General features: G+C 39.2%; 20 protein-coding genes. 17 read left to right on the top strand and 3 right to left on the bottom strand.

What is annotated here, in order from left to right; genetic code table 11:
* Nucleotides 1–123: 123 nt before the first annotated feature.
* The 4 genes from speE (at nt 124) to argS (ending at nt 4,200) form a co-directional block, all read left to right on the top strand.
* Nucleotides 124–951: a spermidine synthase gene (gene speE, locus ACFX4G_RS16045; RefSeq protein WP_013059843.1), complete on the top strand. Its 828-nt coding sequence runs from the start codon at nt 124–126 to the stop codon at nt 949–951.
* A gap of 75 nt (nt 952–1,026) precedes the next feature.
* Complete coding sequence (gene speB, locus ACFX4G_RS16040; RefSeq protein WP_013059842.1) at nt 1,027–1,905, top strand: agmatinase; 879 nt, start codon at nt 1,027–1,029, stop codon at nt 1,903–1,905.
* Between the two features lie 187 nt (nt 1,906–2,092).
* Nucleotides 2,093–2,533: a YwiB family protein gene (locus ACFX4G_RS16035; RefSeq protein WP_230184042.1), complete on the top strand. Its 441-nt coding sequence runs from the start codon at nt 2,093–2,095 to the stop codon at nt 2,531–2,533.
* Entirely contained in the window at nt 2,530–4,200 is a 1,671-nt protein-coding gene (gene argS, locus ACFX4G_RS16030) for an arginine--tRNA ligase (protein ID WP_014457737.1), read from the top strand. Before ACFX4G_RS16035 ends, argS begins: the two co-directional genes overlap by 4 nt.
* 30 nt (nt 4,201–4,230) lie before the next feature.
* On the opposite strand, the gene uvsE is transcribed toward argS, so the two are convergent.
* Both uvsE and cls read right to left on the bottom strand, forming a co-directional pair.
* Nucleotides 4,231–5,184 carry a UV DNA damage repair endonuclease UvsE gene (gene uvsE / locus ACFX4G_RS16025; protein ID WP_097824926.1) on the bottom strand — a complete coding sequence of 318 codons (954 nt, stop codon included), beginning with the start codon at nt 5,182–5,184 and terminating at the stop codon, nt 4,231–4,233.
* 24 nt (nt 5,185–5,208) lie between these two features.
* A complete protein-coding gene (cls, locus tag ACFX4G_RS16020) occupies nt 5,209–6,402 on the bottom strand; it encodes a cardiolipin synthase (protein WP_097824925.1) in 1,194 nt (397 codons plus the stop codon).
* Nucleotides 6,403–6,600: 198 nt separating this feature from the next.
* Here cls and ACFX4G_RS16015 point away from each other — a divergent pair, with 198 nt between their 5' ends.
* The 9 genes from ACFX4G_RS16015 to ACFX4G_RS15975 all read left to right on the top strand — a co-directional run bounded on the left by ACFX4G_RS16015 (nt 6,601) and on the right by ACFX4G_RS15975 (nt 19,859).
* Complete coding sequence (locus ACFX4G_RS16015) at nt 6,601–8,712, top strand: (Fe-S)-binding protein (protein ID WP_377575655.1); 2,112 nt, start codon at nt 6,601–6,603, stop codon at nt 8,710–8,712.
* 102 nt (nt 8,713–8,814) lie between these two features.
* Nucleotides 8,815–9,978, top strand: coding sequence for an acetyl-CoA C-acetyltransferase (locus tag ACFX4G_RS16010; protein ID WP_097824923.1), 1,164 nt, complete (start codon nt 8,815–8,817; stop codon nt 9,976–9,978).
* A 15-nt stretch (nt 9,979–9,993) separates the two neighbouring features.
* Nucleotides 9,994–10,848, top strand: a complete 855-nt coding sequence (locus ACFX4G_RS16005; protein WP_377575652.1) for a 3-hydroxybutyryl-CoA dehydrogenase — start codon at nt 9,994–9,996, stop codon at nt 10,846–10,848.
* 12 nt (nt 10,849–10,860) lie between these two features.
* On the top strand, nt 10,861–11,988 hold the full coding sequence (locus tag ACFX4G_RS16000) for an acyl-CoA dehydrogenase (protein WP_097824922.1): 1,128 nt from the start codon (nt 10,861–10,863) through the stop codon (nt 11,986–11,988).
* 11 nt (nt 11,989–11,999) lie between these two features.
* Nucleotides 12,000–13,133, top strand: a complete 1,134-nt coding sequence (locus ACFX4G_RS15995; protein ID WP_013059833.1) for an acyl-CoA dehydrogenase — start codon at nt 12,000–12,002, stop codon at nt 13,131–13,133.
* 27 nt (nt 13,134–13,160) lie between these two features.
* Nucleotides 13,161–13,805 (top strand): TetR/AcrR family transcriptional regulator, encoded by a 645-nt coding sequence (locus ACFX4G_RS15990; RefSeq protein WP_377575649.1) that lies wholly within the window; start codon nt 13,161–13,163, stop codon nt 13,803–13,805.
* Nucleotides 13,802–17,044, top strand: a complete 3,243-nt coding sequence (gene icmF / locus ACFX4G_RS15985) for a fused isobutyryl-CoA mutase/GTPase IcmF (RefSeq protein WP_377575646.1) — start codon at nt 13,802–13,804, stop codon at nt 17,042–17,044. Before ACFX4G_RS15990 ends, icmF begins: the two co-directional genes overlap by 4 nt.
* Nucleotides 17,045–17,394: 350 nt before the next feature.
* Nucleotides 17,395–17,931, top strand: coding sequence for a DNA-directed RNA polymerase subunit delta (rpoE, locus tag ACFX4G_RS15980; protein WP_043977497.1), 537 nt, complete (start codon nt 17,395–17,397; stop codon nt 17,929–17,931).
* A 320-nt stretch (nt 17,932–18,251) separates the two neighbouring features.
* Nucleotides 18,252–19,859, top strand: coding sequence for a CTP synthase (locus tag ACFX4G_RS15975; RefSeq protein WP_034648257.1), 1,608 nt, complete (start codon nt 18,252–18,254; stop codon nt 19,857–19,859).
* A gap of 39 nt (nt 19,860–19,898) precedes the next feature.
* Here ACFX4G_RS15975 and ACFX4G_RS15970 read toward each other — a convergent pair whose 3' ends face one another.
* Nucleotides 19,899–20,429 carry a DUF2529 family protein gene (locus ACFX4G_RS15970; RefSeq protein ID WP_377575643.1) on the bottom strand — a complete coding sequence of 177 codons (531 nt, stop codon included), beginning with the start codon at nt 20,427–20,429 and terminating at the stop codon, nt 19,899–19,901.
* A 237-nt stretch (nt 20,430–20,666) separates the two neighbouring features.
* Between ACFX4G_RS15970 and ACFX4G_RS15965 the strand changes: the two genes are divergently transcribed.
* From ACFX4G_RS15965 to ACFX4G_RS15950, 4 genes are all read left to right on the top strand, one after another.
* Entirely contained in the window at nt 20,667–21,041 is a 375-nt protein-coding gene (locus ACFX4G_RS15965; protein WP_087944205.1) for a response regulator, read from the top strand.
* Nucleotides 21,042–21,265: 224 nt separating this feature from the next.
* Nucleotides 21,266–22,123 carry a class II fructose-bisphosphate aldolase gene (locus ACFX4G_RS15960; RefSeq protein ID WP_013059826.1) on the top strand — a complete coding sequence of 286 codons (858 nt, stop codon included), beginning with the start codon at nt 21,266–21,268 and terminating at the stop codon, nt 22,121–22,123.
* Nucleotides 22,124–22,260: 137 nt separating this feature from the next.
* On the top strand, nt 22,261–22,905 hold the full coding sequence (fsa, locus tag ACFX4G_RS15955) for a fructose-6-phosphate aldolase (RefSeq protein WP_013059825.1): 645 nt from the start codon (nt 22,261–22,263) through the stop codon (nt 22,903–22,905).
* Between the two features lie 207 nt (nt 22,906–23,112).
* Nucleotides 23,113–24,399 carry a UDP-N-acetylglucosamine 1-carboxyvinyltransferase gene (locus ACFX4G_RS15950; protein WP_377575640.1) on the top strand — a complete coding sequence of 429 codons (1,287 nt, stop codon included), beginning with the start codon at nt 23,113–23,115 and terminating at the stop codon, nt 24,397–24,399.
* Nucleotides 24,400–24,629 lie beyond the last annotated feature (230 nt).

The following is a 24,629-nucleotide window of genomic DNA, read 5'->3' as shown; positions in this document are numbered from 1 at the left end:
CATTGCTAAAAATTTTACTTGCTTTTTTGCTGAATTCATCTATACTTTTTTCATGTTTGTATAAATTATGTTAGGGTAATCTATGCATAGGTTAATTCTCAAAATAGAAGGGAAGAGTTTGAAATGGAATTATGGTTCACAGAAAAGCAAACAAAGAACTTTGGTATTACAGCTAAAATTAATCGCACTTTACATACAGAGCAAACGGAGTTTCAAAAATTAGACATGGTTGAAACAGAAGAGTTTGGTAACATGCTCCTACTTGACGGTATGGTTATGACAACGGAAAAAGATGAGTTCGTTTATCATGAAATGGTTGCGCATGTACCGTTATTTACGCATCCAAATCCAGAAAACGTACTAGTTGTAGGTGGAGGAGACGGAGGCGTAATCCGTGAAATCTTAAAACACCCAAGCGTAAAAAAAGCGACGTTAGTTGATATCGATGGAAAAGTTATTGAGTACTCGAAAAAATTCTTACCTTCAATTGCGGGCAAACTAGAAGATCCTCGTGTTGATGTACAAGTAGATGACGGATTTATGCACATCGCTAAAAGCGAGAACGAATACGATGTCATTTTAGTGGACTCAACAGAGCCAGTAGGTCCAGCTGTGAATTTATTTACAAAAGGATTCTATGCAGGTATCTCAAAAGCACTTAAAGAAGATGGTATCTTTGTTGCTCAATCGGACAATCCTTGGTTCACGCCAGAGCTTATCTCAAATGTTCAGCGTGATGTAAGAGAAATCTTCCCGATTACACGTCTATACGTAGCAAATATTCCAACATATCCAAGCGGTTTATGGACATTTACAATGGGTTCAAAGAAACATGATCCATTAGAAGTAAGCGAAGATCGTTTCTTCGATATTGATACAAAGTATTACACAAAAGAATTGCACAAAGCCGCATTTGCTTTACCTAAATTTGTGCAAGATCTTATTAAATAAGTTACCACATACAAGTGAGATGCCAGAGGTTTAAGGCTGGCATCTTTTCTATGAATAATGAAGGAGGAACAAAATATGCGTTTTGATGAAGCTTATTCAGGTAATGTATTTATCGGCAGTCACCCTGTTTTTGAAGAAAGTGAAGCGGTTCTTTACGGAATGCCAATGGACTGGACAGTTAGCTATCGTCCAGGTTCACGATTTGGCCCAACTCGTATTCGTGAAGTATCAATTGGATTAGAAGAATACAGCCCGTATTTAGATCGAGAGCTAGAGGAAGTAAAATATTTTGATGCAGGAGATATTCCACTTCCATTTGGGAATCCTCAGCGCAGCTTAAATATGATTGAAGAGTATATCGACCAGCTTTTAGCAGCAGACAAGTTCCCATTAGGCATGGGCGGAGAGCATTTGGTTTCTTGGCCTGTTATGAAAGCTATGTATAAAAAATACCCGGATTTGGCCATTATCCATATGGATGCTCATACAGACCTTCGTGAAGAGTATGAAGGAGAACCACTTTCTCATTCCACTCCGATTCGTAAAGTTGCAGAACTAATCGGACCGGAGAATGTTTATTCATTTGGTATTCGCTCAGGAATGAAAGAAGAATTTCAATGGGCAAAAGAAAACGGCATGCATATTTCAAAATTTGAAGTTCTAGAGCCGTTAAAAGAGATTCTACCAACACTTGCAGGTCGTCCTGTTTATGTAACAATTGATATCGATGTATTAGATCCAGCGCACGCTCCTGGTACAGGAACAGTAGATGCGGGCGGTATCACATCAAAAGAGCTTTTAGCTTCTATTCACGCAATTGCTAAATCAGATCTTCGCATTGTCGGAGGAGATTTAGTAGAAGTAGCTCCAATTTATGATCCGTCTGAACAAACAGCTAATACAGCAAGCAAGCTTATTCGCGAAATGATCTTAGGCTGGGTACAAAAGAAATAAATAAAGTAAAAGGCGGCCGCTGTGGCTGCCTTTTTTATTTGGAATATGTGAATGCTTCACGTACTGTAAAAAGGTGAATTCTCGGCGTATCTATCATATTTCCTTTGAAGTATTATTGAATTCTTTCTTTAGAATGTTTATACTATTTAAGTTATAACGTATTCATTTTAATAAGGAAGTGTCTTTTGTGAGTAACGCTTCAGAAGTCAAGAAACCCATTGAAGTTAAAATTGTGACGGATATCCGCGATGGTCACCGAAAAGAGACAACATCGGTAAATGCAAAAGGTATGTATTATGAAAAAGGATCGAAAATTTATCTTACATACACAGAGTGCCAAGAGGAAATCGGAGATATTAGAACAATGGTGAAAATTAGCGAAGATGAAGTATCAATTAATCGAACCGGTGCTGTTCAAATGAAGCAATCGTTTCGTAAAAAGGTACAGATCGAAGGAACTTATATAAGCCCTTATGGACGTATGGATTTACTGACATTCGCTCATAACATTGAATATAAACAAATGACTCAAAAGGGTCGATTATTTTTAACGTATGATCTAGAAGTACAGGGTCAGCCTACCGGGAAATATGCGTTAACCATTACATTCAAGGAGGAGAAAAAATGAACATCGTCGAACAAGTGCAGCAAAAATTAAAAGCTGAAATTCAAGATGCTGTGGTCAAAGCAGGACTTGCTGAAAAAGCAGAACTTCCAGAAGTTCTATTAGAAACCCCAAAAGATAAAACACATGGTGATTATTCTACCAATATGGCTATGCAGCTAGCTCGTATTGCCAAAAAAGCACCGCGTGTTATCGCTGAAGAGCTTGTAGCAAACTTCGATAAATCAAAAGCATCTATCGAGAAAATTGACATTGCAGGCCCTGGATTCATCAACTTTTATATGAATAACTCTTATTTAACAGAGCTTATCCCAACGATTGTAAAAGCTGGTGAAGCTTACGGTCAAACAAACGTAGGGAACGGACAAAAAGTACAAGTTGAGTTTGTTTCAGCTAATCCGACAGGGGATTTACATTTAGGACATGCCCGCGGTGCTGCAGTTGGAGACTCATTATGTAATGTTCTTGAAAAAGCAGGCTATGATGTGTCACGTGAATACTATATTAATGATGCTGGTAACCAAATTAATAACCTGGCTTATTCAGTAGAAGCACGCTACATGCAGGCTCTTGGTTTAGAGAAAGAAATGCCTGCAGACGGCTATCATGGTGCTGACATTATAAACATCGGAAAAGAGCTAGCAAAAGAGCACGGAGACAAATATGTAAATGCCTCTGAAGAAGAGCGATTTGAATTCTTCCGTCAATACGGGTTAGATTATGAGTTAGCTAAATTAAAGCGTGATCTTGAACAGTTCCGTGTGAAATTTGACGTATGGTATTCTGAAACGTCTCTTTATAAAAATGATAAAATATCAGTTGCACTTGAAACGCTGAAAAAACAAGGCCATGTATATGAAGAAGAAGGTGCTACGTGGTTCCGTTCTACGACATTTGGTGATGATAAAGACCGTGTGTTAATTAAAAATGACGGTTCATTTACGTACTTAACACCAGATATTGCGTATCACCAAGACAAAATTCAACGCGGATTTGATAAGCTAATTAACATTTGGGGAGCCGACCACCATGGATATATTCCTCGTATGAAAGCGGCGATTCAAGCGCTTGGTTATGAAAAAGATACGCTTGAAGTAGAAATCATTCAAATGGTTCAACTGTATCAAAATGGCGAAAAAATGAAGATGAGCAAACGTACAGGTAAAGCAGTAACAATGCGTGATCTAGTAGAAGAGGTAGGCCTTGATGCAACTCGCTACTTCTTTGCGATGAGAAGTGCAGATACACATTTAGACTTTGATTTAGATTTAGCTGTTTCTCAATCTAATGAAAACCCTGTATACTACGCGCAGTATGCTCATGCCCGTATTTGCAGTATTCTTCGTCAAGGTGAAGAGATGGGGATTCAATCAACATCTGGCGCTGACCTTTCATTAATTAGTGCAGAAAAAGAAATGGAACTGCTGAAGAAAATCGGAGAGTTCCCTCAGGCCGTAGCGGAAGCAGCAACAAAACGTATTCCGCACCGCATTACAAACTATGTATTTGATCTTGCTTCTACGTTCCATAGCTTCTATAATGCAGAAAAAGTATTAGACAGCGATAATGTAGAAACAAGTAAAGCACGTATTGAACTAGTGAAAGCTGTTCAAGTAACGCTTCAAAACTCCTTAAAACTAATTGGTGTTTCAGCACCTGAAAAAATGTAACAAAAAAAGAGCCTCTTGGCTCTTTTTTATTTAAAAAACAAGTGTGGCACCTCCTGTACGCTTTACTCCTCTCATTGATGCTAAATCTTCCACTAATTTTAGCAGCGCTTTATCTTTTAACTTTGCTTCAATCATTACGTCAAAATCTTGTCCAATATCTTTAGCCATTTGCAAAAAAGGTGCGATAAAATCAGTTGAGACATAATCAGAGTGACTTCTAAATTCTTTTTCAGATTTAGGAGAAGAGATATGTACTTTTGGTTTTAACCCGATATGTTTCCACGTGTCAAAGATACGAGGGAGCAATAATGCAAGAGGTTCTTCTCCTTCATTTGCTTTGTGGTGGTGATAATCAAAGAGGAGAGGGACTTTCTCTTTTTCGCATACAGCTAATGTTTCTTCAGTTGTGTATGTTTTATCATCATTTTCAAGAGTCATGCGCTTTTTAATGACAGGTGGCAGCGTTTGAATGTTTTCATGAAATCGACCGATCGCCTTTTCTTTATTGCCATAGGCTCCTCCTACATGAATATTAATAAGAGCTTGATCGGCTACTCCCATCGCTTCAAGCATTCTATAGTGATAATCCATATCTTTTACCGCATTTTCTGTAATATGTTTTTTGTCGCTTGTAAATAATGTAAACTGATTGGGATGAAAACTCACGCGCAGCTGATGATTCCGAATCAAGTCTCCTATCTCTGACCAATCGTCTTGGAACGCATCAATGTAATTCCAATCTACTTCAGGATGAGTAGCTAAAGGGACAAGAGAAGATGATAATCGATACAGCATAATTTCATGGGCAATATTAAAATGTAAAGCGCGCTTAGTATGATTCAAATTTTGTTTTGTGACGTAATGAAGCTTATCCAGCCTCTCATCTTTTTTCATTTTTTCCCATCTAGTAAACGTGAAAGTTTTCGCAGGTGAGCAGTCCCAAAGCGACAGGGCATGTGATACATAGCCAAATCTAATTTTCATTATAAGTTTTCCTCTTTTCGTTCATTAAAGTAACGGAGAAATAAAGGTTGCAAATCCTTGCTTTAGTTTTTCACTCCATTTTCGGTTTTTGACGTCTTCCAAAGACAAAATTGGGCATTCCCCCATACAAGCTTTAAAGCTGTTCTTTACCTCTTCAATGTATGTGGCATCGTAGATTAAACAGTTGATTTCAGCGTTTAAGAACAAGCTTCTTTTATCAAAATTAGCCGTTCCTACATCGCAGATAACATTGTCTGCAATTAATACTTTTGCGTGGTAAAAACCGTAATAATATTGATAAATCATACAGCCTGCTTGAAGTAATGTAGGAAGATAGGCAAATGCAGCATGATGAACAAGCGGTTGATCTGCACGCATTGGAATCAAAATATGAACTTGTACTCCCCGTGCACGAGCTTGCAGTAAAGCATTCATCAAAGGTTCACTTGGAATAAAATAAGGAGTACCTATGTACAATTCCCTATTGGCTTGGTTGATAATCGATAAAAAGCTTTCTTCAAGTGAAAAACCTTCAGTTGAAGAAAGCTGAATAACATAGTCTCCTTCAGAGGTTGGTGGAAAGTATCTTTCCACTTTACGCAGGTCTATGCCGGTAGCAGCATACCAGTCGTTTAACAGCTGCATTTGAAGATCTTGGATACCTTCACCTTCCATACGCAGGTGGTAATCTTTCCACACCCCAAGCTTGGCGTCGAGCCCTAAATATTCTCTTCCGATATTAAAGCCGCCAATGTAGCCAACTTTCCCATCAATAACGGCCATTTTACGGTGATTGCGTGCGTTGAGTGTATAAAACAAATAAGGCCACCGTAGCGTTCGACTGTAAGCAAAATGAACACCTTGTTTCTTTAAGAATGCAATTTTGTTTTTCTTGATTTTATAGCTTCCCACACGGTCTACCAATAACCGGACTTCAATATTTTGCTGTGCTTTTTGGACTAGTAAATCTAAAAAATCTTGACTAATTTCATCATTTTGTACGATGTAAAACGATAAATGGATAAACGAAGAGGCATTTTCTATTTCTTGAAATAAATCTTTATACAAGACATTCCCGTCTGCGAACAAAAAAAGAGAAGCACGGCGCTTTGGAAAAGTATTTTCAGCCTGAGAAAATACTTTCTTTCCAACGCCAAGGTCAATTGCAAGCCAAGCAATAAAAATAATAAAAAGTAAAATTACAACCATGCCGCTCATCATGTCACCTCTTTTCCCGATGTAAATACATTTTATGTTGTTCTTAGTGTCACCTTGTTTAAATAGAATATGAACAAAAGAACGAAAAGATATTGACTGAATGCTCATTCATTATATACAATGAAAACAGATATATTATCAGAAAATTTAGTCGTCAGGAGGAAAGAAAGGTAACAAACTATTCAAGGAGGGGACGAGATGACAGGGTGGCTGTGGGTGAATTTTCTCTTTTTTATTATTGTAACCGCTTACGCTGTTTCTTTGTTTGTATATTTAATTCGCACACGCATTGAGTATATTCAATTAGGGAAAAAAGTTGAATTTGATCAGCGGTTAAAAGAAAGACTGCAAAAAATTTGGGTGAACGTGTTTGGACAAAAGAAGCTGTTAAAAGATAAAAAAAGTGGAATTATGCACGTCATGTTTTTTTATGGGTTTATTTTAGTTCAGTTCGGCGCGTTAGACTTCATTATAAAAGGTTTGCTTCCAGGTAAACATTTGCCGCTTGGACCTTTATATCCCGGTTTTACATTTTTTCAAGAAATTGTGACGTTTTTGATTTTAGTAGCAGTTGTCTGGGCTTTTCACCGTCGCTACGTAGAAAAGCTTGTGCGTTTAAAAAGAGGGTTTAAATCTGGTTTAGTACTGATTTTTATTGGAGCACTTATGCTGTCAGTGCTTGTCGGAAACGGTATGTCAATCATCTGGCATAATCATGAACCGTCATGGACAGAACCGATTGCGTCATCGATTGCGATCTTGTTTAAGGGAATCAATGATATTGCCGCTATCTCCATTTTTTATGTTTCATGGTGGATCCACTTAGCCGTATTATTGACGTTTTTAGTATATGTTCCTCAATCAAAACATGCTCATTTACTGGCTGGACCGGCTAATGTATTTTTTAACCGTGTTTCTAAGCCAGGTAAGCTTGAAAAGATTGATTTTGAAGACGAGACCCAGGAGACGTTTGGGGTTGGAAAGATTGAAGAATTCACGCAGCATCAGCTTATTGATTTATATGCCTGTGTGGAATGCGGTCGATGTACGAATATGTGTCCGGCAACGGGTACAGGGAAAATTTTATCTCCAATGGATTTAATTTTAAAGATGCGCGATCACTTAACAGAAAAAGGAGCGGTTGTGACATCTAAGGCACCTTGGGTTCCTACGTATGCATTCTCCAAAACAAAAGGAAATCAGCTGGCGATGATGGCGGCCGGCCAAGGCGGAGCAGAGGCTGCAGCAACAGCGGAATATAATCCCGCTTTAATCGGAGATGTCATTACGGAAGAAGAAATTTGGGCATGTACAACGTGCCGAAACTGTGAAGATCAATGTCCCGTAATGAACGAACATGTAGATAAAATCATAGATTTACGACGTTTTTTAGTATTAACTGAAGGAAAGATGGACGCGGATGCTCAGCGTGCCATGACGAATATTGAACGTCAGGGAAACCCTTGGGGATTAAACCGAAAAGAGCGTGAAGAATGGCGACATGTAAGAGAAGATGTTCACATTCCGACTGTTAAAGAAGTAAGTAAAGCCGGTGAAACGTTTGAGTATTTGTTCTGGGTAGGTTCGATGGGATCTTATGATAACCGCAGCCAAAAAATCGCTCTATCGTTTGCAAAGCTTCTCAATGAAGCGGGTGTTTCATTTGCGATTTTAGGAAATAAAGAAAAAAATTCTGGTGATACGCCGCGCAGGTTGGGCAATGAATTTTTATTCCAAGAGTTAGCTTCTAAAAACATCGCTGAATTTGAAAAAAATGAAATCAAAAAAATTGTTACGATTGATCCACATGCTTACAATATCTTCAAAAATGAATATCCAGATTTCGGTTTTGAAGGAGAAGTGTATCATCACACAGAATTATTAGCTATGTTGGTGAAAGAAGGTAAGCTGTCACCAAAACATGCGGTTAATGAAAAAATTACCTTCCATGATTCCTGTTATTTAGGAAGATATAACGAAGTATACAGTCCACCAAGAGAAATTTTGAAAGCGATTCCAGGTGTTCGTTTGATTGAAATGGATCGCAACCGTGAAAATGGTATGTGCTGTGGAGCAGGAGGAGGGTTAATGTGGACGGAAGAAACGACCGGCCAGCGCATTAATGTAGCACGCACGGAACAAGCCTTGGCCGTTAACCCAAGCATTATCAGTTCAGGTTGCCCATACTGCTTAACGATGCTAAGTGATGGAACAAAAGCAAAAGAAGTAGAAGAAAAGGTTCATACGTATGACGTAGCAGAACTGCTTGAAAAGTCAATTTATGGCGACGTGCAAGAACAGGTTTCATAAAGGAGAAGTAGAGATGGTCTTCATCTCTACTTTTTACAGAAAGGAAATTGAGCAAGCGTTCAATCGGCGAGGACAAAGAGGAAGAAAAAGGAGGAAACAATAGTGGGGAAAACAGTTATTGTGAGTGCAGTTCGAACACCTTTTGGAAAATTAGGTGGCATTGTAAGTGGACTAAAAGCGGCAGAACTAGGCGGGAAAGCGATTCAAGCAGCTTCAAAGGGACGTACAGAAATTGATTCCGTTATTATGGGGTGCGTGCTGCAGGGGGGCCAAGGACAGCTGCCTTCTAGGCAAGCCATGCACTATGCAGGTTTACCGTGGCAAGTAGAGACAGAAACCATTAATAAAGTTTGTGCATCGGGCATGCGCAGCATTACAACTGCTGATCAGCTGATTCGATTAGGAGAAGCAAAAACAATCATTGCAGGTGGAATGGAATCGATGAGTAACGCGCCGTATCTTCTTCCAAAAGCAAGGTGGGGGTTCCGTATGGGAGATAGCGTTGTGACGGATTTGATGGTGCATGACGGTTTGACATGCAGCTTTACAGGGGTTCAAATGGGTACGTATGGAAATGAAATCGCTTCTGAAATGAATATTTCCCGAGAAAAGCAGGATGAATGGGCCCTTCGCAGTCATCAATTGGCGGTAGAGTCAGAAGAGAAAGGGAGATGGACTGCAGAAAGAATTTCAGTTGATATTCCGTCTAAAAAAGGAACGATAACGGTTCAAAAAGATGAAGGACCAAGAAAAGATACGTCGTTAGAAAAACTCTCGTCTCTTCGGCCTGTATTTGGTCACAGCGGAACCATTACAGCAGGAAATGCACCTAGTGTGAATGACGGAGCAGCTGCGCTCATGCTAATGGATGAAGATGTGGCAAAAGCAAATGGCTATGAGCCGTTGGCTACGATTGTAAACCATACTTCTCTTGCGATGGAGCCAAGGGAATTTCCGAAAACGCCTGGGTTTGCTATTAATAAGCTATTGCAAAAAACAAATAAAACAGTAGACGATATTGCGCTGTTTGAAATCAATGAAGCTTTTTCAGCGGTAGCGTTGATGAGTATGGAAATTGCAGGGCTTCCGGCTGAAAAAGTAAATGTGAACGGCGGGGCTGTAGCACTTGGACATCCGATTGGAGCAAGCGGCGCCCGTATTGTTGTAACGCTCATTCATGAATTAAGACGACGAGGCGGCGGACTAGGCATTGCTTCTATTTGCAGCGGCGGCGGCCAAGGTGATGCCATCATGGTAGAAGTGTAAAAGGGGGATACCAACTTGAATATTGAAACAGTTATGGTTATTGGAGCAGGACAGATGGGAGCAGGAATTGCGCAAGTATTTGCTGCGAGCGGATATCAAGTTTCTTTGTATGACGTTGATCAAAAAAATACACAAAAAGGAATAGAAGGTATTGATAAACGTCTGAAAAAGCAGTTGGGAAAAGGTTCTCTCTCAGCTAAGGAACATGAAGGGATTATGGAGCGCATTCAGCTGGCAAATGAAATAACGGCAGCACAAAAAGCAGATTTAATCGTCGAAGCGGTTGTGGAAAAGATGGAAGTCAAACAAGCCATTTTTGCGGAGTTGGATTCGTTAGCCCCGAGTCATACTATTTTAGCAACCAACACGTCTTCGCTTCCTATTACTGAAATTGCAGCTGCGACCACTCGACCTGAAAAAGTAATTGGCATGCACTTTATGAATCCTGTTCCGGTGATGAAACTCGTTGAAATTATTAGAGGGCTGGCTACTACCGATGAAGTGTATCAAGCAGTCTATGAAACAACGAAAAAATTAAATAAAACCCCGGTGGAAGTTCATGATTTTCCAGGGTTTGTTTCAAATCGAATTTTAATGCCAATGATTAACGAAGCTGTGTTTGCGCTCTATGAAGGGGTAGCAAGCGAAGAGGATATTGATCAAGTGATGAAACTAGGAATGAACCATCCAATGGGACCTTTGACATTAGCAGATTTCATCGGCCTCGATACATGTTTGTTTATTATGGAAACGCTTCATAAAGGGTTTGGTGATGACAAATATCGTCCTTGTCCATTGCTTAGGAAATATGTAAAGGCAGGGTGGCTTGGTCGAAAAACAGGAAAAGGATTTTTTACGTACGAAACATAAAGGAGTGGCGAAATGATCTTTTTTACGTCTGAACAACACATGATTAAAAAGATGGTAGCTGATTTTAGTGAAAAAGAAGTCGCTGCGGCTGTGCCAAACATGGAAAAGGGTGAATTTCCTCGAGGTTTATTAAAGCAGATGGCTGATCTTGGCCTGATGGGCATTCCCGTTCCTCAAGCATACGGAGGGGGCGGACTGGACTTTGTGTCGTACATGATTGCCATCCACGAAATATCAAAAGTAAGTCCAGCCCTCGGCGTCATTTTGTCTGTTCATACTTCTGTAGGTACGAATCCTATTGTCGTATTTGGGACGGAAGATCAAAAACAAAAATATGTAAAAAAACTGGCGACAGGTGAATATTTAGGTGCTTTTTGTTTAACAGAACCTAGTGCAGGGTCTGATGCTGCAAGCTTAAAAACAAAGGCAGAACGAAAAGGAGACCACTATCTTTTAAATGGCTCAAAGCTTTTCATTACAAACGGCGGCGAAGCAGATACGTATATTGTATTTGCTAAAACGAATCCCGAACGCGGGTCGAGAGGAATGAGCGCTTTTATCGTTGAAAAGACGATGGAGGGATTTTCGATAGGAAAAGATGAACATAAGATGGGCCTTCACGGTTCTCGAACGGTTCAACTTCACTTTGAAAATATACAGGTGCCTGTAGAAAATCGTCTCGGAGAAGAAGGTGAAGGCTTTCGAATTGCGATGGCTAATTTAAATGCCGGAAGAATTGGTATTGCTGCTCAGGCGGTAGGAATTGCTGAAGGTGCGTTAACGGCAGCTAAAAACTATGCAAATGAAAGATATCAATTCGGAAAACCGATTTTATCTCAGCAGGGTATTGCCTTTAAGCTGGCTGATATGGAAACGGCTGTTGAATCAGCGAAGCTTTTAATGTATAGAGCGGCTTTTTTATATGATCAAAAACTTCCTTGTAAAAAAGAAGCCTCAATGGCGAAATTATTTGCTTCCCAAACGGCCATGAATGTAGCAATCGATGCGATTCAAGTTTTGGGAGGCTATGGTTATATGAAAGATTATCCAGTAGAGAGGTATTTTCGTGACGCCAAAGTATGCGAAATCTACGAAGGTACAAGCGAAATTCAGCGCATCGTCATTAGCAGTCAATTATAGGGGGAATAATCATGTTTTTTAAACTTTCAGAAGAACACGAAATGATTCGAAAAATGGTGCGGGACTTTGCCAAAAACGAAGTGGCTCCGACAGCTGCACAACGAGATGAAGAAGAGCGTTTTGACAGAGGAATCTTTACGCAAATGGCTGATCTAGGATTAACAGGTATTCCATGGCCGGAGCAATACGGAGGAATTGGCAGTGACTATCTAGCTTATTGCATTGCTGTTGAAGAACTGTCTAGAGTATGTGCATCAACAGGCGTTACTTTGTCGGCTCATACTTCTCTTGCCGGCTGGCCAATCTATACATTCGGAACAGAAGAACAAAAACAAAAATACCTGAAACCTATGGCAACGGGTGAGAAAATAGGTGCTTATGGGTTAACCGAACCGAGTGCTGGATCAGACGCAGGAGGAATGAGAACGCTCGCTGTAAAAGACGGAGAAGATTATATTTTAAATGGTTCTAAAATCTTTATTACAAACGGCGGCGAAGCGGATATTTACGTCGTATTTGCTCGCATCGATCCCAATGAAAAACGCACGAGCGCTTTTATTATTGAAAAAGATATGCCGGGATTTTCAGTTGGTAAAAAAGAAAAGAAACTGGGCATTCGCTCTTCACCTACCACAGAAATTATTTTCGAGGACTGCCGTGTTCCAAAAGAAAATTTGCTGGGAAATGAAGGAGAAGGATTTAAAGTTGCCATGATGACACTAGATGGCGGCCGAAATGGCATTGCAGCACAGGCGGTAGGAATTGCTCAAGGGGCATTAGATGCGGCCGTAGCTTATGCCAAGGAACGTCAGCAATTTGGTAAGCCAATTATTTCTCAGCAAGGAATTGCTTTTAAGCTAGCCGACATGGCCACGAGTATAGAAGCTGCAAGACTGTTAACCTATCAAGCTGCTTGGCTGGAGTCTCAAGGGCTGCCATATGGCAAAGAATCAGCCATGTCAAAATTATATGCTGGGGATACAGCAATGAAAGTAACGACAGAAGCTGTTCAAGTATTTGGAGGATACGGTTATACAAAAGATTATCCAGTAGAACGTTTTATGAGAGATGCAAAAATCACGCAAATTTATGAAGGCACACAAGAGATTCAGCGTCTCGTCATTTCTAGGTATCTTGCTAAATAAAACACTTGTTGTAGGAGAGGTGAAAAAATGAAAAAGAGAGAAGTTCTCACATCCATTAAAGATGAAAAGCTGATTGTAGAGCGTCGTAATCAAATGATTAAAGGGGCCGTCACGCTATTTAAGGAAAAAGGTTTTCACCGAACAACAACAAGGGAAATTGCCAAAGCCGCTGGGTTCAGTATCGGTACACTTTACGAATATATTCAGTCTAAAGAAGATGTTTTATATCTTGTATGTGACAATATTTACGATGAAGTGAGAGAGCGATTAGAAGAGATGGTGGTGGATCGTTATACAATCGCTGAGCTTCAACAAGCGATTCAGCACTATTTTAAAGTTGTGGATGAGCTTCAAGATGAAGTATTAGTCATGTACCAAGAAGCGAAATCACTGTCTAAAGATGCGCTTCCATATGTATTAAAAAAAGAGCTGGATATGGTTGAGATGTTTAAGGTTATTATCGAAGGCTGCGTAGATAACAATCAATTTGCACTTACGGATAAAGAAATTTCGCTGTTTGCTCATCATTTATTTGTTCAAGGTCAGATGTGGGCATTTCGCAGATGGTGGCTGCAAAAGCATTATTCATTAGAAGAATATACAAATATGCAGTTAGATTTTTTACTTAAAAATTTTTCATTTCAACAACTGTGTGAGGGGGAGACAGTTTGAATACAAGCAAAAGACCGCTTCGTTTTTTAACCGCTTCTAGCCTGTTTGACGGCCACGACGCGTCCATTAATATTATGAGACGAATTCTTCAAGCAAAGGGGGTAGAAGTCATTCACCTGGGGCATAACCGATCTGTCGAAGAAATTGTTAACGCTTCCATACAAGAGGATGTTCAGGGGATTGCCATTTCTTCTTATCAAGGCGGCCATGTAGAATATTTTAAGTATATGTACGATTTACTCCAAGAACAACAGGCTTCTCATATTAAAATTTATGGCGGAGGAGGAGGGGTCATTATTCCGAGTGAGATTCAAGAGCTTCATGATTACGGCATTTCTAAAATCTTTTCTCCGGAAGATGGACGAAAAATGGGGTTAGAAGGCATGATTCAATTTATGATCGATGATTGTTATTACACAAATCCCCCTGCACTGCCGAAGGATCGAACCTTAACGCCGGCTAATGACCGTTTAATTGCCCAGCTTATTACATGCGCTGAAAATGAAGCCTATGAATACACAAAAGAGCACGCAGCTGCTCTTGAAGAAATCCGAGAAAGTGTAATCGAAAGCGAGACGGATCAAAAAATACCGGTTATTGGAATCACAGGAACAGGAGGAGCGGGGAAAAGTTCGCTTACGGATGAATTAGTAAGAAGGTTTATTGAACATATTCCAGATATTCATGTAGCTGTTTTATCCGTCGATCCAACTAAACAAAAAACCGGAGGAGCGCTTCTTGGGGATCGAATTCGTATGAACATCGCAGCGTCTCCTCGTGTGTATATGAGAAGTTTGGCCACGCGTTCATCTGGACATGAGCTATCGGCGGCCATTCGAGATGGAATTGCCGTCGTGAAAAAAGCGGGTTTCGACATTATCATTGTCGAAACAAGCGGCATCGGGCAAGCTGATGCTCAAGTCAAAGATATTGCAAATGTCTCTCTGTATGTAATGACAAGCGAATTTGGCGCGCCGTCGCAGTTAGAAAAGATTGAAATGATTGATTACGCAGACTTTATTGTAATCAATAAATTTGAAAAAAAAGGTTCCGAAGACGCAAAAAAACAAGTGCAGCGTCAATATCAGCGTAATCATCAGCTGTTTGAAAATAATCTCTCTACGATGCCAATTTACGGAACAATTGCGAGCCAGTTCAACGACGGGGGAACAAATATTTTATTTGAAGATCTTGTAAATCATCTGCATCAAACATGCCGTACGTCTTGGCACGTAGAAAAATCATCAGAGCGCGTAAGTGAAAAGAAATATACCATCATTCCTAATGATCAACAGCAATATTTACAGGAGATTGTAAACAGCGTTCGCTCTTATCACCGCAATACGGATGTTCAAGTACAAATAGCGCGTAAATTTTATCAGCTAGAGGGTGCTTTGGAAGAAGTGGAAACAGAAACAGCCAAGCAAGAGCTCACTCAGCTAAAGGAGAAATATCAAAAACAGCTAACGGCTGAATCGATTGAAAAGCTGGAAAACTGGTCTAAATTAAAAAGTCAGTACGGGAAAGAAGAACTTATTACAAAGATAAGAAATAAAGAAATTAAAACCTCTCTGCAAGTTGATACCCTATCAGGACTGCGTATTCCGCGCGTGGCCCTTCCAAAAGTTAAAGAATACGGGGAAGTTCTTCGTTTTCTTTATAAAGAAAATGTGCCAGGTGCGTTTCCTTATACAGCAGGTGTTTTTCCATTCAAACGAAAAGGTGAAGATCCTAAGCGTCAATTCGCAGGCGAAGGAACACCAGAACGAACAAATCGCCGCTTCCACTATTTGTCAAAAGATGATGAGGCTAAGCGTTTAAGTACAGCGTTTGATTCTGTAACGCTTTACGGAGAAAATCCGGATCCAAGGCCGGATATCTTCGGGAAAATTGGCGAAAGCGGCGTAAATGTCTGTACGCTTGATGATATGAAACTCTTGTATAAAGGATTTGATCTTTGCCATCCGTCGACTTCCGTTTCGATGACGATCAATGGGCCGGCTCCAATATTACTAGCTATGTTTATGAATACAGCTATCAGTCAGCAGGTGGAAAAGAAGGAAGAGGAGCTGAAGCGCCCTTTAACAGAAGAGGAATACGAGGACGTAAAATCGGGTACGTTGAAACAAGTGAGAGGAACTGTTCAAGCGGATATTTTAAAAGAAGACCAAGGACAAAATACATGTATTTTTTCCACGGAATTTGCATTAAAAATGATGGGAGATATTCAGCAGTACTTTATTGACGAGAAAGTGCGCAACTATTATTCTGTTTCTATTTCAGGCTATCATATAGCTGAAGCAGGTGCTAACCCGATTTCTCAGCTAGCTTTTACATTGGCCAACGGTTTTACGTACGTGGAATATTACTTGAGTCGAGGCATGCACATTGATGATTTTGCTCCTAATTTATCGTTTTTCTTTAGTAATGGGCTTGACCCTGAATACACGGTTATTGGACGTGTAGCGAGAAGAATCTGGGCAATTGTGATGCGTGATAAATACGGCGCGAATGAACGCAGTCAAAAGCTTAAGTATCATATTCAAACATCCGGCCGATCGCTTCATGCACAGGAAATTAATTTTAATGATATACGTACGACGCTGCAAGCCTTAATGGCTCTTCATGACAATTGCAACTCTCTTCATACCAATGCGTATGATGAAGCAATTACAACGCCGACAGAGGAATCTGTACGAAGAGCGATGGCCATTCAATTAATCATTACAAAAGAGCATGGATTAACTAAAAATGAAAATCCACTACAGGGCTCTTTTATTATTGATGAACTAACAGACTTGGTAGAAGAAGCGGTATTGGCTGAGTTCCAACGCTTAAATGATCGAGGCGGCGTTTTAGGTGCGATGGAAATGCAGTATCAGCGAGGTAAGATTCAAGATGAATCGATGGAATATGAGATGCAAAAACATACGGGAGATTTACCTATTATAGGAGTAAATACGTATATTAATCCAAATGAAGAGAAAAATTCCTCAGTTGATGACATGCAGTTAGCCCGCGCATCAAAAGAAGAAAAAAATCATCAAATTAATCAGCTTCAGAAGTTTCAACAGCAGCATGAAGAAAAAAGAGAAGATGCGCTGAAAAGGTTAAAGAAAGCTGCAACAGAAGGAGAGAACATTTTCAAAGAGTTAATGGAGACCGTTAAAGTAGCCAGCTTAGGGGAAATTACGCGAGCTTTATATGAATGCGGTGGGCAATATCGCCGAAATATGTAATAATGTATCGTTAGTATATAGTGATATATTAAAAGCCGAGATGACCGTTTGTGGGTCATCTCGGCTTTTATAGACCTAACCCTAGCGGATTCAGAATAACTGATGGTGAATTCCTTTTGATCAAAGGATGTTATTGGCGTATTAAATAGAATGTATTATAGTGATAAAATGTCTATTTTTTCGTTGTTTTATGCGAAATTCTCGAGAATTTTAGAAACGAGGCTAGCATAAATGTATTGAATTTGTTTATAATGAATGGTATGTATTTATTCGTTTCCATCATTTACACATATGATGAATTGATTTAATAGATTTTCGATATACATAGTCATAGAAAGGATGTGCCAGATTTGAGTTTAGCACAGTACTCAAAAACGGATTTAAAAGAAATGTCGATGATTGAGATTGCTTATGCACTTCTAGAAGAAAAAACAGATCGTCAAGCAATGTCATTCCAAGAAATTATTGCTGAAATTAAAGCAGCAGCTGAAATGTCAGATCAAGAATTAAAAACGAGATTAGCTCAGTTTTATACAGATATTAATATTGATGGTCGCTTTTTAACAGTAGGGGACAACCACTGGGGTCTTCGTGGATGGTATCCTTTTGACCAAGCTGAAGAAGAAGTTATTCCGGTTGCAAAACCTAAAAAGAAAAAAGCGAAAAAAGCTGTTGTTGAAGAAGTTGAAGATTTTGATGATTTAGAAGAAGATTTGGATTATGAAGATGTTGATGATCTAGACGAAGAAGAAGATTTTGAAGACATTGACGAGCTAGAAGAAGATGAAGAAGATCTTGCAGAAGACGATTTTGACGATTTAGAAGATGATCTAGACGATGATGAGGAAGACGAAGAAGAAGATTATGAGGACGAAAAAGAAAAATAATCCTTCTTGACTTTTTCAAGCGAAGTAGGTAGAATCTTTTTTGGGCTCTTTAAACAAGCATTTAAAAAGTTTTTATTTAAAATAGACTATTGCTCCCAATCCAGTTTTGGTATTGGGAGCAATTTTTTTATTTTATCTATCCATGTTTTACACCCCGATATGTGCTTATAAATCCTTGATAGAAACTTTCTTTTGGTTCTTGAACGTTTCACATTCATAAGGTTTCTTATAATTTCGCATGCACAATGAATGAATTGTGATTGTTTATGTGAAAACTTTTAATATTGTACAGTTCAAATTATTTAGAGGGGGAAGTATAGATGACAAAGTATATTTTCGTAACAGGCGGTGTTGTATCATCTCTAGGAAAAGGGATTACAGCAGCTTCTTTAGGCCGTTTATTAAAAAACCGTGGGTTGAACGTAACGATTCAAAAGTTTGATCCATACATTAATGTAGACCCAGGAACAATGAGTCCATACCAACACGGAGAGGTATTCGTAACGGATGACGGCGCGGAAACAGACTTAGACTTAGGTCACTATGAGCGTTTTATCGATATCAACTTAAATCGCTACAGCAACGTAACAACAGGTAAAGTATATTCAACAGTATTGAAAAAAGAGCGTCGCGGTGATTATTTAGGCGGAACAGTTCAGGTTATTCCGCACATCACAAATGAAATTAAAGAACGCGTTTTCCGTGCAGGTAAAGAAACAAATGCGGACGTTGTTATTACTGAAATCGGCGGAACGGTAGGAGATATTGAATCACTTCCTTTCCTAGAAGCTATTCGTCAAATCAAAAGTGATATTGGCCGTGACAATGTTATGTATATCCACTGTACACTTGTGCCATATTTAAAAGCTGCTGGTGAAATGAAAACAAAACCAACACAGCATAGTGTAAAAGAGTTACGTAGCTTAGGCATTCAGCCAAATGTTATCGTTGTTCGTACAGAAATGCCAATTTCTGAAGATATGAAAGACAAGCTAGCTTTATTCTGCGACATTGATCCAAAAGCGGTTATTGAGTGTGCAGACGCTGAAACATTATATGAAATTCCACTATCTTTACAAGAGCAGCACCTAGATCAAATCACATGCGATCACTTGAAATTAGATTGCAAAGAAGCAGAAATGACTGAGTGGAAAGCACTGGTTGAGAAAGTAAAAGGACTTTCAAATACGACAAAAATTGCATTGGTTGGTAAGTATGTAGAGCTTCAAGATGCTTATATTTCTGTCGTAGAAGCAATGAAACATGCTGGATATGCATTCGATGCAGATGTAAACATCAAGTGGGTAAATTCTGAATTTGTAACAAAAGAAAATGTTCAAGATTTACTTGGTGATGTAGATGGTATCTTAGTTCCAGGTGGATTTGGTGATCGTGGAATTGAAGGTAAAATTGTAGCAACACAATATGCACGTGAGCAAAAGGTTCCATTCTTAGGTATTTGCTTAGGTATGCAGCTGGCATCAGTTGAGTTTGCGCGTAATGTATTAGGCTTAGAAGGCGCACATTCAGCGGAAATTGCACCTGGAACAAATTATCCAATTATTGACTTATTGCCAGAACAAAAAGACGTAGAGGACCTAGGCGGTACATTGCGTTTAGGACTATACCCTTGTAAATTGTCTGAAGATACGCTTGCATATGAAGCATATCAAGATGAAGTGGTATATGAGCGTCATCGTCACCGTTATGAATTTAATAACGAATACCGTCAACAAATGGAAGAGAAAGGCTTTATCTTCTCTGGTACAAGCCCAGACGGCCGTTTAATTGAAATTGTAGAGCTAAAAGACCACCCATGGTTCTTGGCTTCACAATTCCACCCAGAGTTTACTTCTCGTCCAACAAGACCGCAACCATTGTTCAGAGAATTTATTCGCGCATCAATGGAGTCAGGCCAAAACAAATAAGTGAAATAAAAAACACGCTGTCTTTAGACAGCGTGTTTTTTATTCATATTCTTCTACGATTTCTTTTAATGTGAAAGTTAAACCATAGTACGCGTATAAAGCGACCATCATTGCTGGAAAACCAAATCTTGAGCCGTCTTCTCCAGGAATAAGCGGCTTTAACAATTTTGTATCAATATGAGCATCTGCGAGTGCTGTTAAAGAAGGTTCGGCTATCTCTTTAGGAACAGCAGCAATGCTAACAAATGGAATATCCCGTTTCTTTAAACGTTCAGCTATTTCCACTGCTTTATTATCTGTTGAAAATCGAGAGACAAGCAGTACGCGATCAACGCTAGTCAGCTGATCTAATTCATGTAAAGGCAAAGCTTTTGCCCGACTTAAAGGTTCTGCACTGCTTAGTGCTTCAAGCGTTATGGCGTGCATTTCTTCTACACCATAAATATAGATAAATCCTTCTCCGACAGAGGCCTGTGCTAAAATACGCGCGGCATCTTCAAATTGGAATTCTTCTTGTTCTTCAATTCGTTTAAAAAAACCTGAAAGTTGAGTTGTGAAAATTTTAAGCATAGAATCTCCCTTCGATTTAAGCGGCTAAAGCCGTCTATCTACACATTATAACGAAAAAAGCTATCTGTATTCTATCTTGAAATGAGCTACAATGAAAGTAAAGTGCAATGAAGTTGGATGGATGACAAAAAAAGCTATGTTTTGTAACAATTTCTCTAATAAGCAGGGATTTTTGTTTTAAAGGCGAAATACATATGTTAGTTTTGTCTGTAGAAGAGGAATATAAAAGGTGGGATTATATTGGCAGAGAAAATTTTAATTGTTGATGATCAGTATGGTATACGTATTTTATTAACGGAAGTGCTGCAAAAAGAAGGCTATACGACATTTCAAGCGGCGAACGGCTTCCAGGCGATTGATATTACAAAAGAGCAAGCACCGGATCTTGTCTTATTAGATATGAAAATTCCAGGAATGGATGGAATTGAAATTTTAAAAAGGTTAAAGCAGCACGATGAAACGATTAAAGTCATTATTATGACCGCTTATGGTGAATTGGATATGATTCAAGAAGCAAAAGATTTAGGAGCATTAACACACTTTGCAAAACCGTTTGATATTGATGAAATCCGAAAAGTTGTTAGGGAATATATACCAGTAAAGTCTAATTAAGGTTTTGGTAGGGTTTTCATCCTAACAAATTTTGAATATCAACCTAAAAATGTTGCTGTTTTCATTGTTAGTTGGTATCCTAATTACTGTATTCATAATTCGACAATCTATTATGTAAAGATGCGCGTTGTTTCTACATGAAACACTCAATTCAAGAGCATACTATTTGAGTGTGCCTTTTGGTTAGCATCTAATCTAAGGTTGATTTTAAGGAGGATTTCAATATGCCTTTAGTATCAATGAAAGAAATGCTTATTACAGCAAAAGAACAAGGCTATGCAGTAGGTCAATTTAACTTAAATAACTTAGAGTTTACTCAAGCTATTCTTCAAGCAGCAAAAGAAGAAAACTCTCCAGTTATTCTTGGTGTATCTGAAGGTGCAGCACGCTACATGGGCGGTTTCAAAACTGTTGTAGCAATGGTTGAAGCTCTAATCGAAGATTACGACGTTCAAGTACCAGTTGCAATTCACTTAGACCACGGTTCAAGCTTTGAATCATGTGCAAAAGCAATCCATGCTGGATTCACTTCTGTAATGATCGATGCTTCTCACCATCCATTTGAAGAAAACATTGCAATTACTTCTAAAGTAGTTGAACTAGCTCACTTCCACGGAGTATCTGTAGAAGCAGAACTAGGAACTGTTGGTGGACAAGAAGACGACGTTATTGCTGAGGGCGTTATCTATGCAGATGCTAACGAGTGTGAAGAACTTGTTAACCGTACAGGTATCGATTGCTTAGCTCCAGCATTAGGATCAGTTCACGGACCATACAAAGGTGAACCAAACCTAGGTTTTGCTGAAATGAAAGAAATCGGAGATCGTACAGGCTTACCATTAGTTTTACATGGTGGAACTGGTATTCCAACAAAAGATATCCAAAAATCAGTTTCTTTAGGTACTGCTAAAATCAACGTAAACACTGAAAACCAAATTGCTTCAGCTAAAGCTGTTCGTGAAGTATTAGCTGCGCAACCTGAACAATATGATCCACGTAAATACTTAGGACCTGCTCGCGAAGCAATCAAAGAAACGGTTCAAGGTAAAATGCGTGAATTCGGTTCTTCTAACAAAGCATAATTTGAAATCTTCGGATTGCCTGTTTGCAGTTAGTTGAGTCTGAAAAATAAAACCGTCTTATTTTCATTGTAAGGCGGTTTTATTTTTACTATAATTTTCTTATCATTCTGAATACATAACACAGGGGGATGGCATTCATGAAGTTTTTTATTGATACGGCTAATTTAGACGAAATTAAGGAAGCGCATTCATTGGGTTTGTTAGCGGGGGTTACAACAAATCCTAGTTTAGTAGCTAAAGAGAACATCACGTTTGAAGATCGTCTTCGTGAAATTACAGAGTTCGTTGAAGGGTCTGTAAGTGCAGAAGTGATTGCGCTTGATGCAGAAGGCATGATTCGCGAAGGAAAAGAGCTTGCTGCGATTGCGCCGAATATCACAATCAAGGTACCGATGACTCCAGATGGCTTAAAAGCAGTAAAAGAATTTACTAGTTTAGGTATTAAGACAAACGTTACGCTTATTTTCTCAGCTAACCAAGCGTTAATGGCAGCAAGAGCAGGTGCTACTTACGTATCGCCTTTCTTAGGAAGATTAGACGATATTGGTTTTAATGGTCTCGATTTAATCTCAGATATCGCAGATATTTTTGCGATTCATGACATTCCATCAGAAATTATTGCAGCATCTATTCGTCATCCGATGCACGTAACAGAAGCTGCAAAAAATGGAGCACATATTGCGACAATTCCTTACAAAGTTTTAATGCAATTGTTCAAACATCCGTTAACAAACGCAGGAATTGACCAATTTTTGGCAGATTGGGAAAAGCGAAATGTCTAAACATGTATAAATTTGTGTGGTGTTTACCATCCTGACAGGTGAATGCCATATTTTTCTTTTATCTTGTCGAAACTATACATGATTTTTTCATTTTCGTGTACACTAGTAGGTAATAGGAAAAATAACCATTCTTTTAGGTATTCTTTGTACCAAAATTTTCCTCAATTACTAGGTGAGAAACTTTCTTTCACTAGAAGGGAGCTATAAATGGAAAAGTTAAAAATACAAGGTGGCTTTACCTTAAGTGGATCCGTCCGCGTCAGTGGTGCTAAAAATAGTGCCGTTGCGCTTATTCCAGCAACAATTTTAGCCGAGTCACCTGTTACAATTGAAGGTCTGCCCGATATTTCAGACGTGCAGTTATTAGGGGATTTAGTTGAAGAAATTGGTGGGAAAGTAACCATTGATAACGACGAATTAACAGTAGATCCATCCGGAATGGTTGCAATGCCTTTACCGAACGGAAAAGTAAAAAAATTACGCGCTTCTTATTATTTAATGGGGGCGATGTTGGGACGCTTTAAAAAAGCGGTAGTTGGGCTTCCAGGAGGCTGTTACCTTGGTCCTAGACCAATCGATCAGCACATTAAAGGCTTTGAAGCTCTTGGCGCTAAAGTAACAAATGAACAAGGAGCTATTTACATTCGAGCTGAGGAACTGATTGGTGCTCGAATTTATTTAGACGTTGTTAGCGTAGGAGCAACAATCAATATTATGCTCGCTGCTGTAAGAGCAAAAGGGCGTACCGTTATTGAGAATGCTGCTAAAGAGCCTGAAATTATTGATGTAGCTACGTTGCTGACAAGTATGGGTGCCCGTATTAAAGGTGCAGGTACGGATGTTATTCGAATTGATGGAGTAGATCAATTAAAAGGATGCCGTCATTCCATCATTCCAGACCGAATTGAAGCAGGCACATATATGATCATGGGAGCGAGTATGGGAAAAGAAGTTGTTGTGGACAACGTTATCCCTCAGCATTTGGAGTCATTAACGGCTAAAATGCGTGAGATGGGTATTCATATCGAAACAAGCTCAGATCAGATTCTTGTAGCGACTCGTCAGCTATTGAAGCCCGTAGATATTAAGACGCTAGTATATCCAGGTTTTCCAACTGATTTACAGCAGCCATTTACGACGCTTCTAACAAGAGCGTCTGGTACAAGCGTTGTGACAGATACAATTTATGGTGCAAGGTTTAAGCATATTGATGAACTGAGACGAATGAATGCATCTGTTAAGGTAGAAGGGCGTTCTGCTATTATTAATGGTCCCATTCACTTACAAGGTGCACGTGTGAAAGCGTCGGACTTACGGGCAGGAGCAGCTCTCGTAACCGCTGGCTTAATAGCCAAAGGGATTACAGAGGTAACGGGTTTAGAGCACATTGACCGAGGTTACAGTCATTTAGTAGACAAGCTATCGGATTTAGGGGCAATGATTTGGCGTGAAGAGATGACTCAAGAGGAAATTGAGCAATTTCAAAATTCATAAAGGCAAATCGGTGCCACAGTCATGAAAGCAAAGTTTAGAAATGAGCTTTTTAATAAGCTACACAGGCGTAGGAGCGTTCTTCTATCTCTGTGTAGCTTATATATTTATGAATAGGGTAAATAGATAAAAAGGGAAGCTAAAAGGTAAATTTCACTTCTTATTTTAACGTCCAGTTTATTTCCTTTAATGTGAAATTATGAAAAGGTTTTCCTCGCTTCTCGTAAGCTATT

Origin of the sequence: Priestia sp. YIM B13486 (genome assembly GCF_042787865.1) — a bacterium.
Lineage (GTDB): Bacteria > Bacillota > Bacilli > Bacillales > Bacillaceae_H > Priestia > Priestia megaterium.
This window is presented reverse-complemented; position numbering and strand designations above follow the sequence as displayed.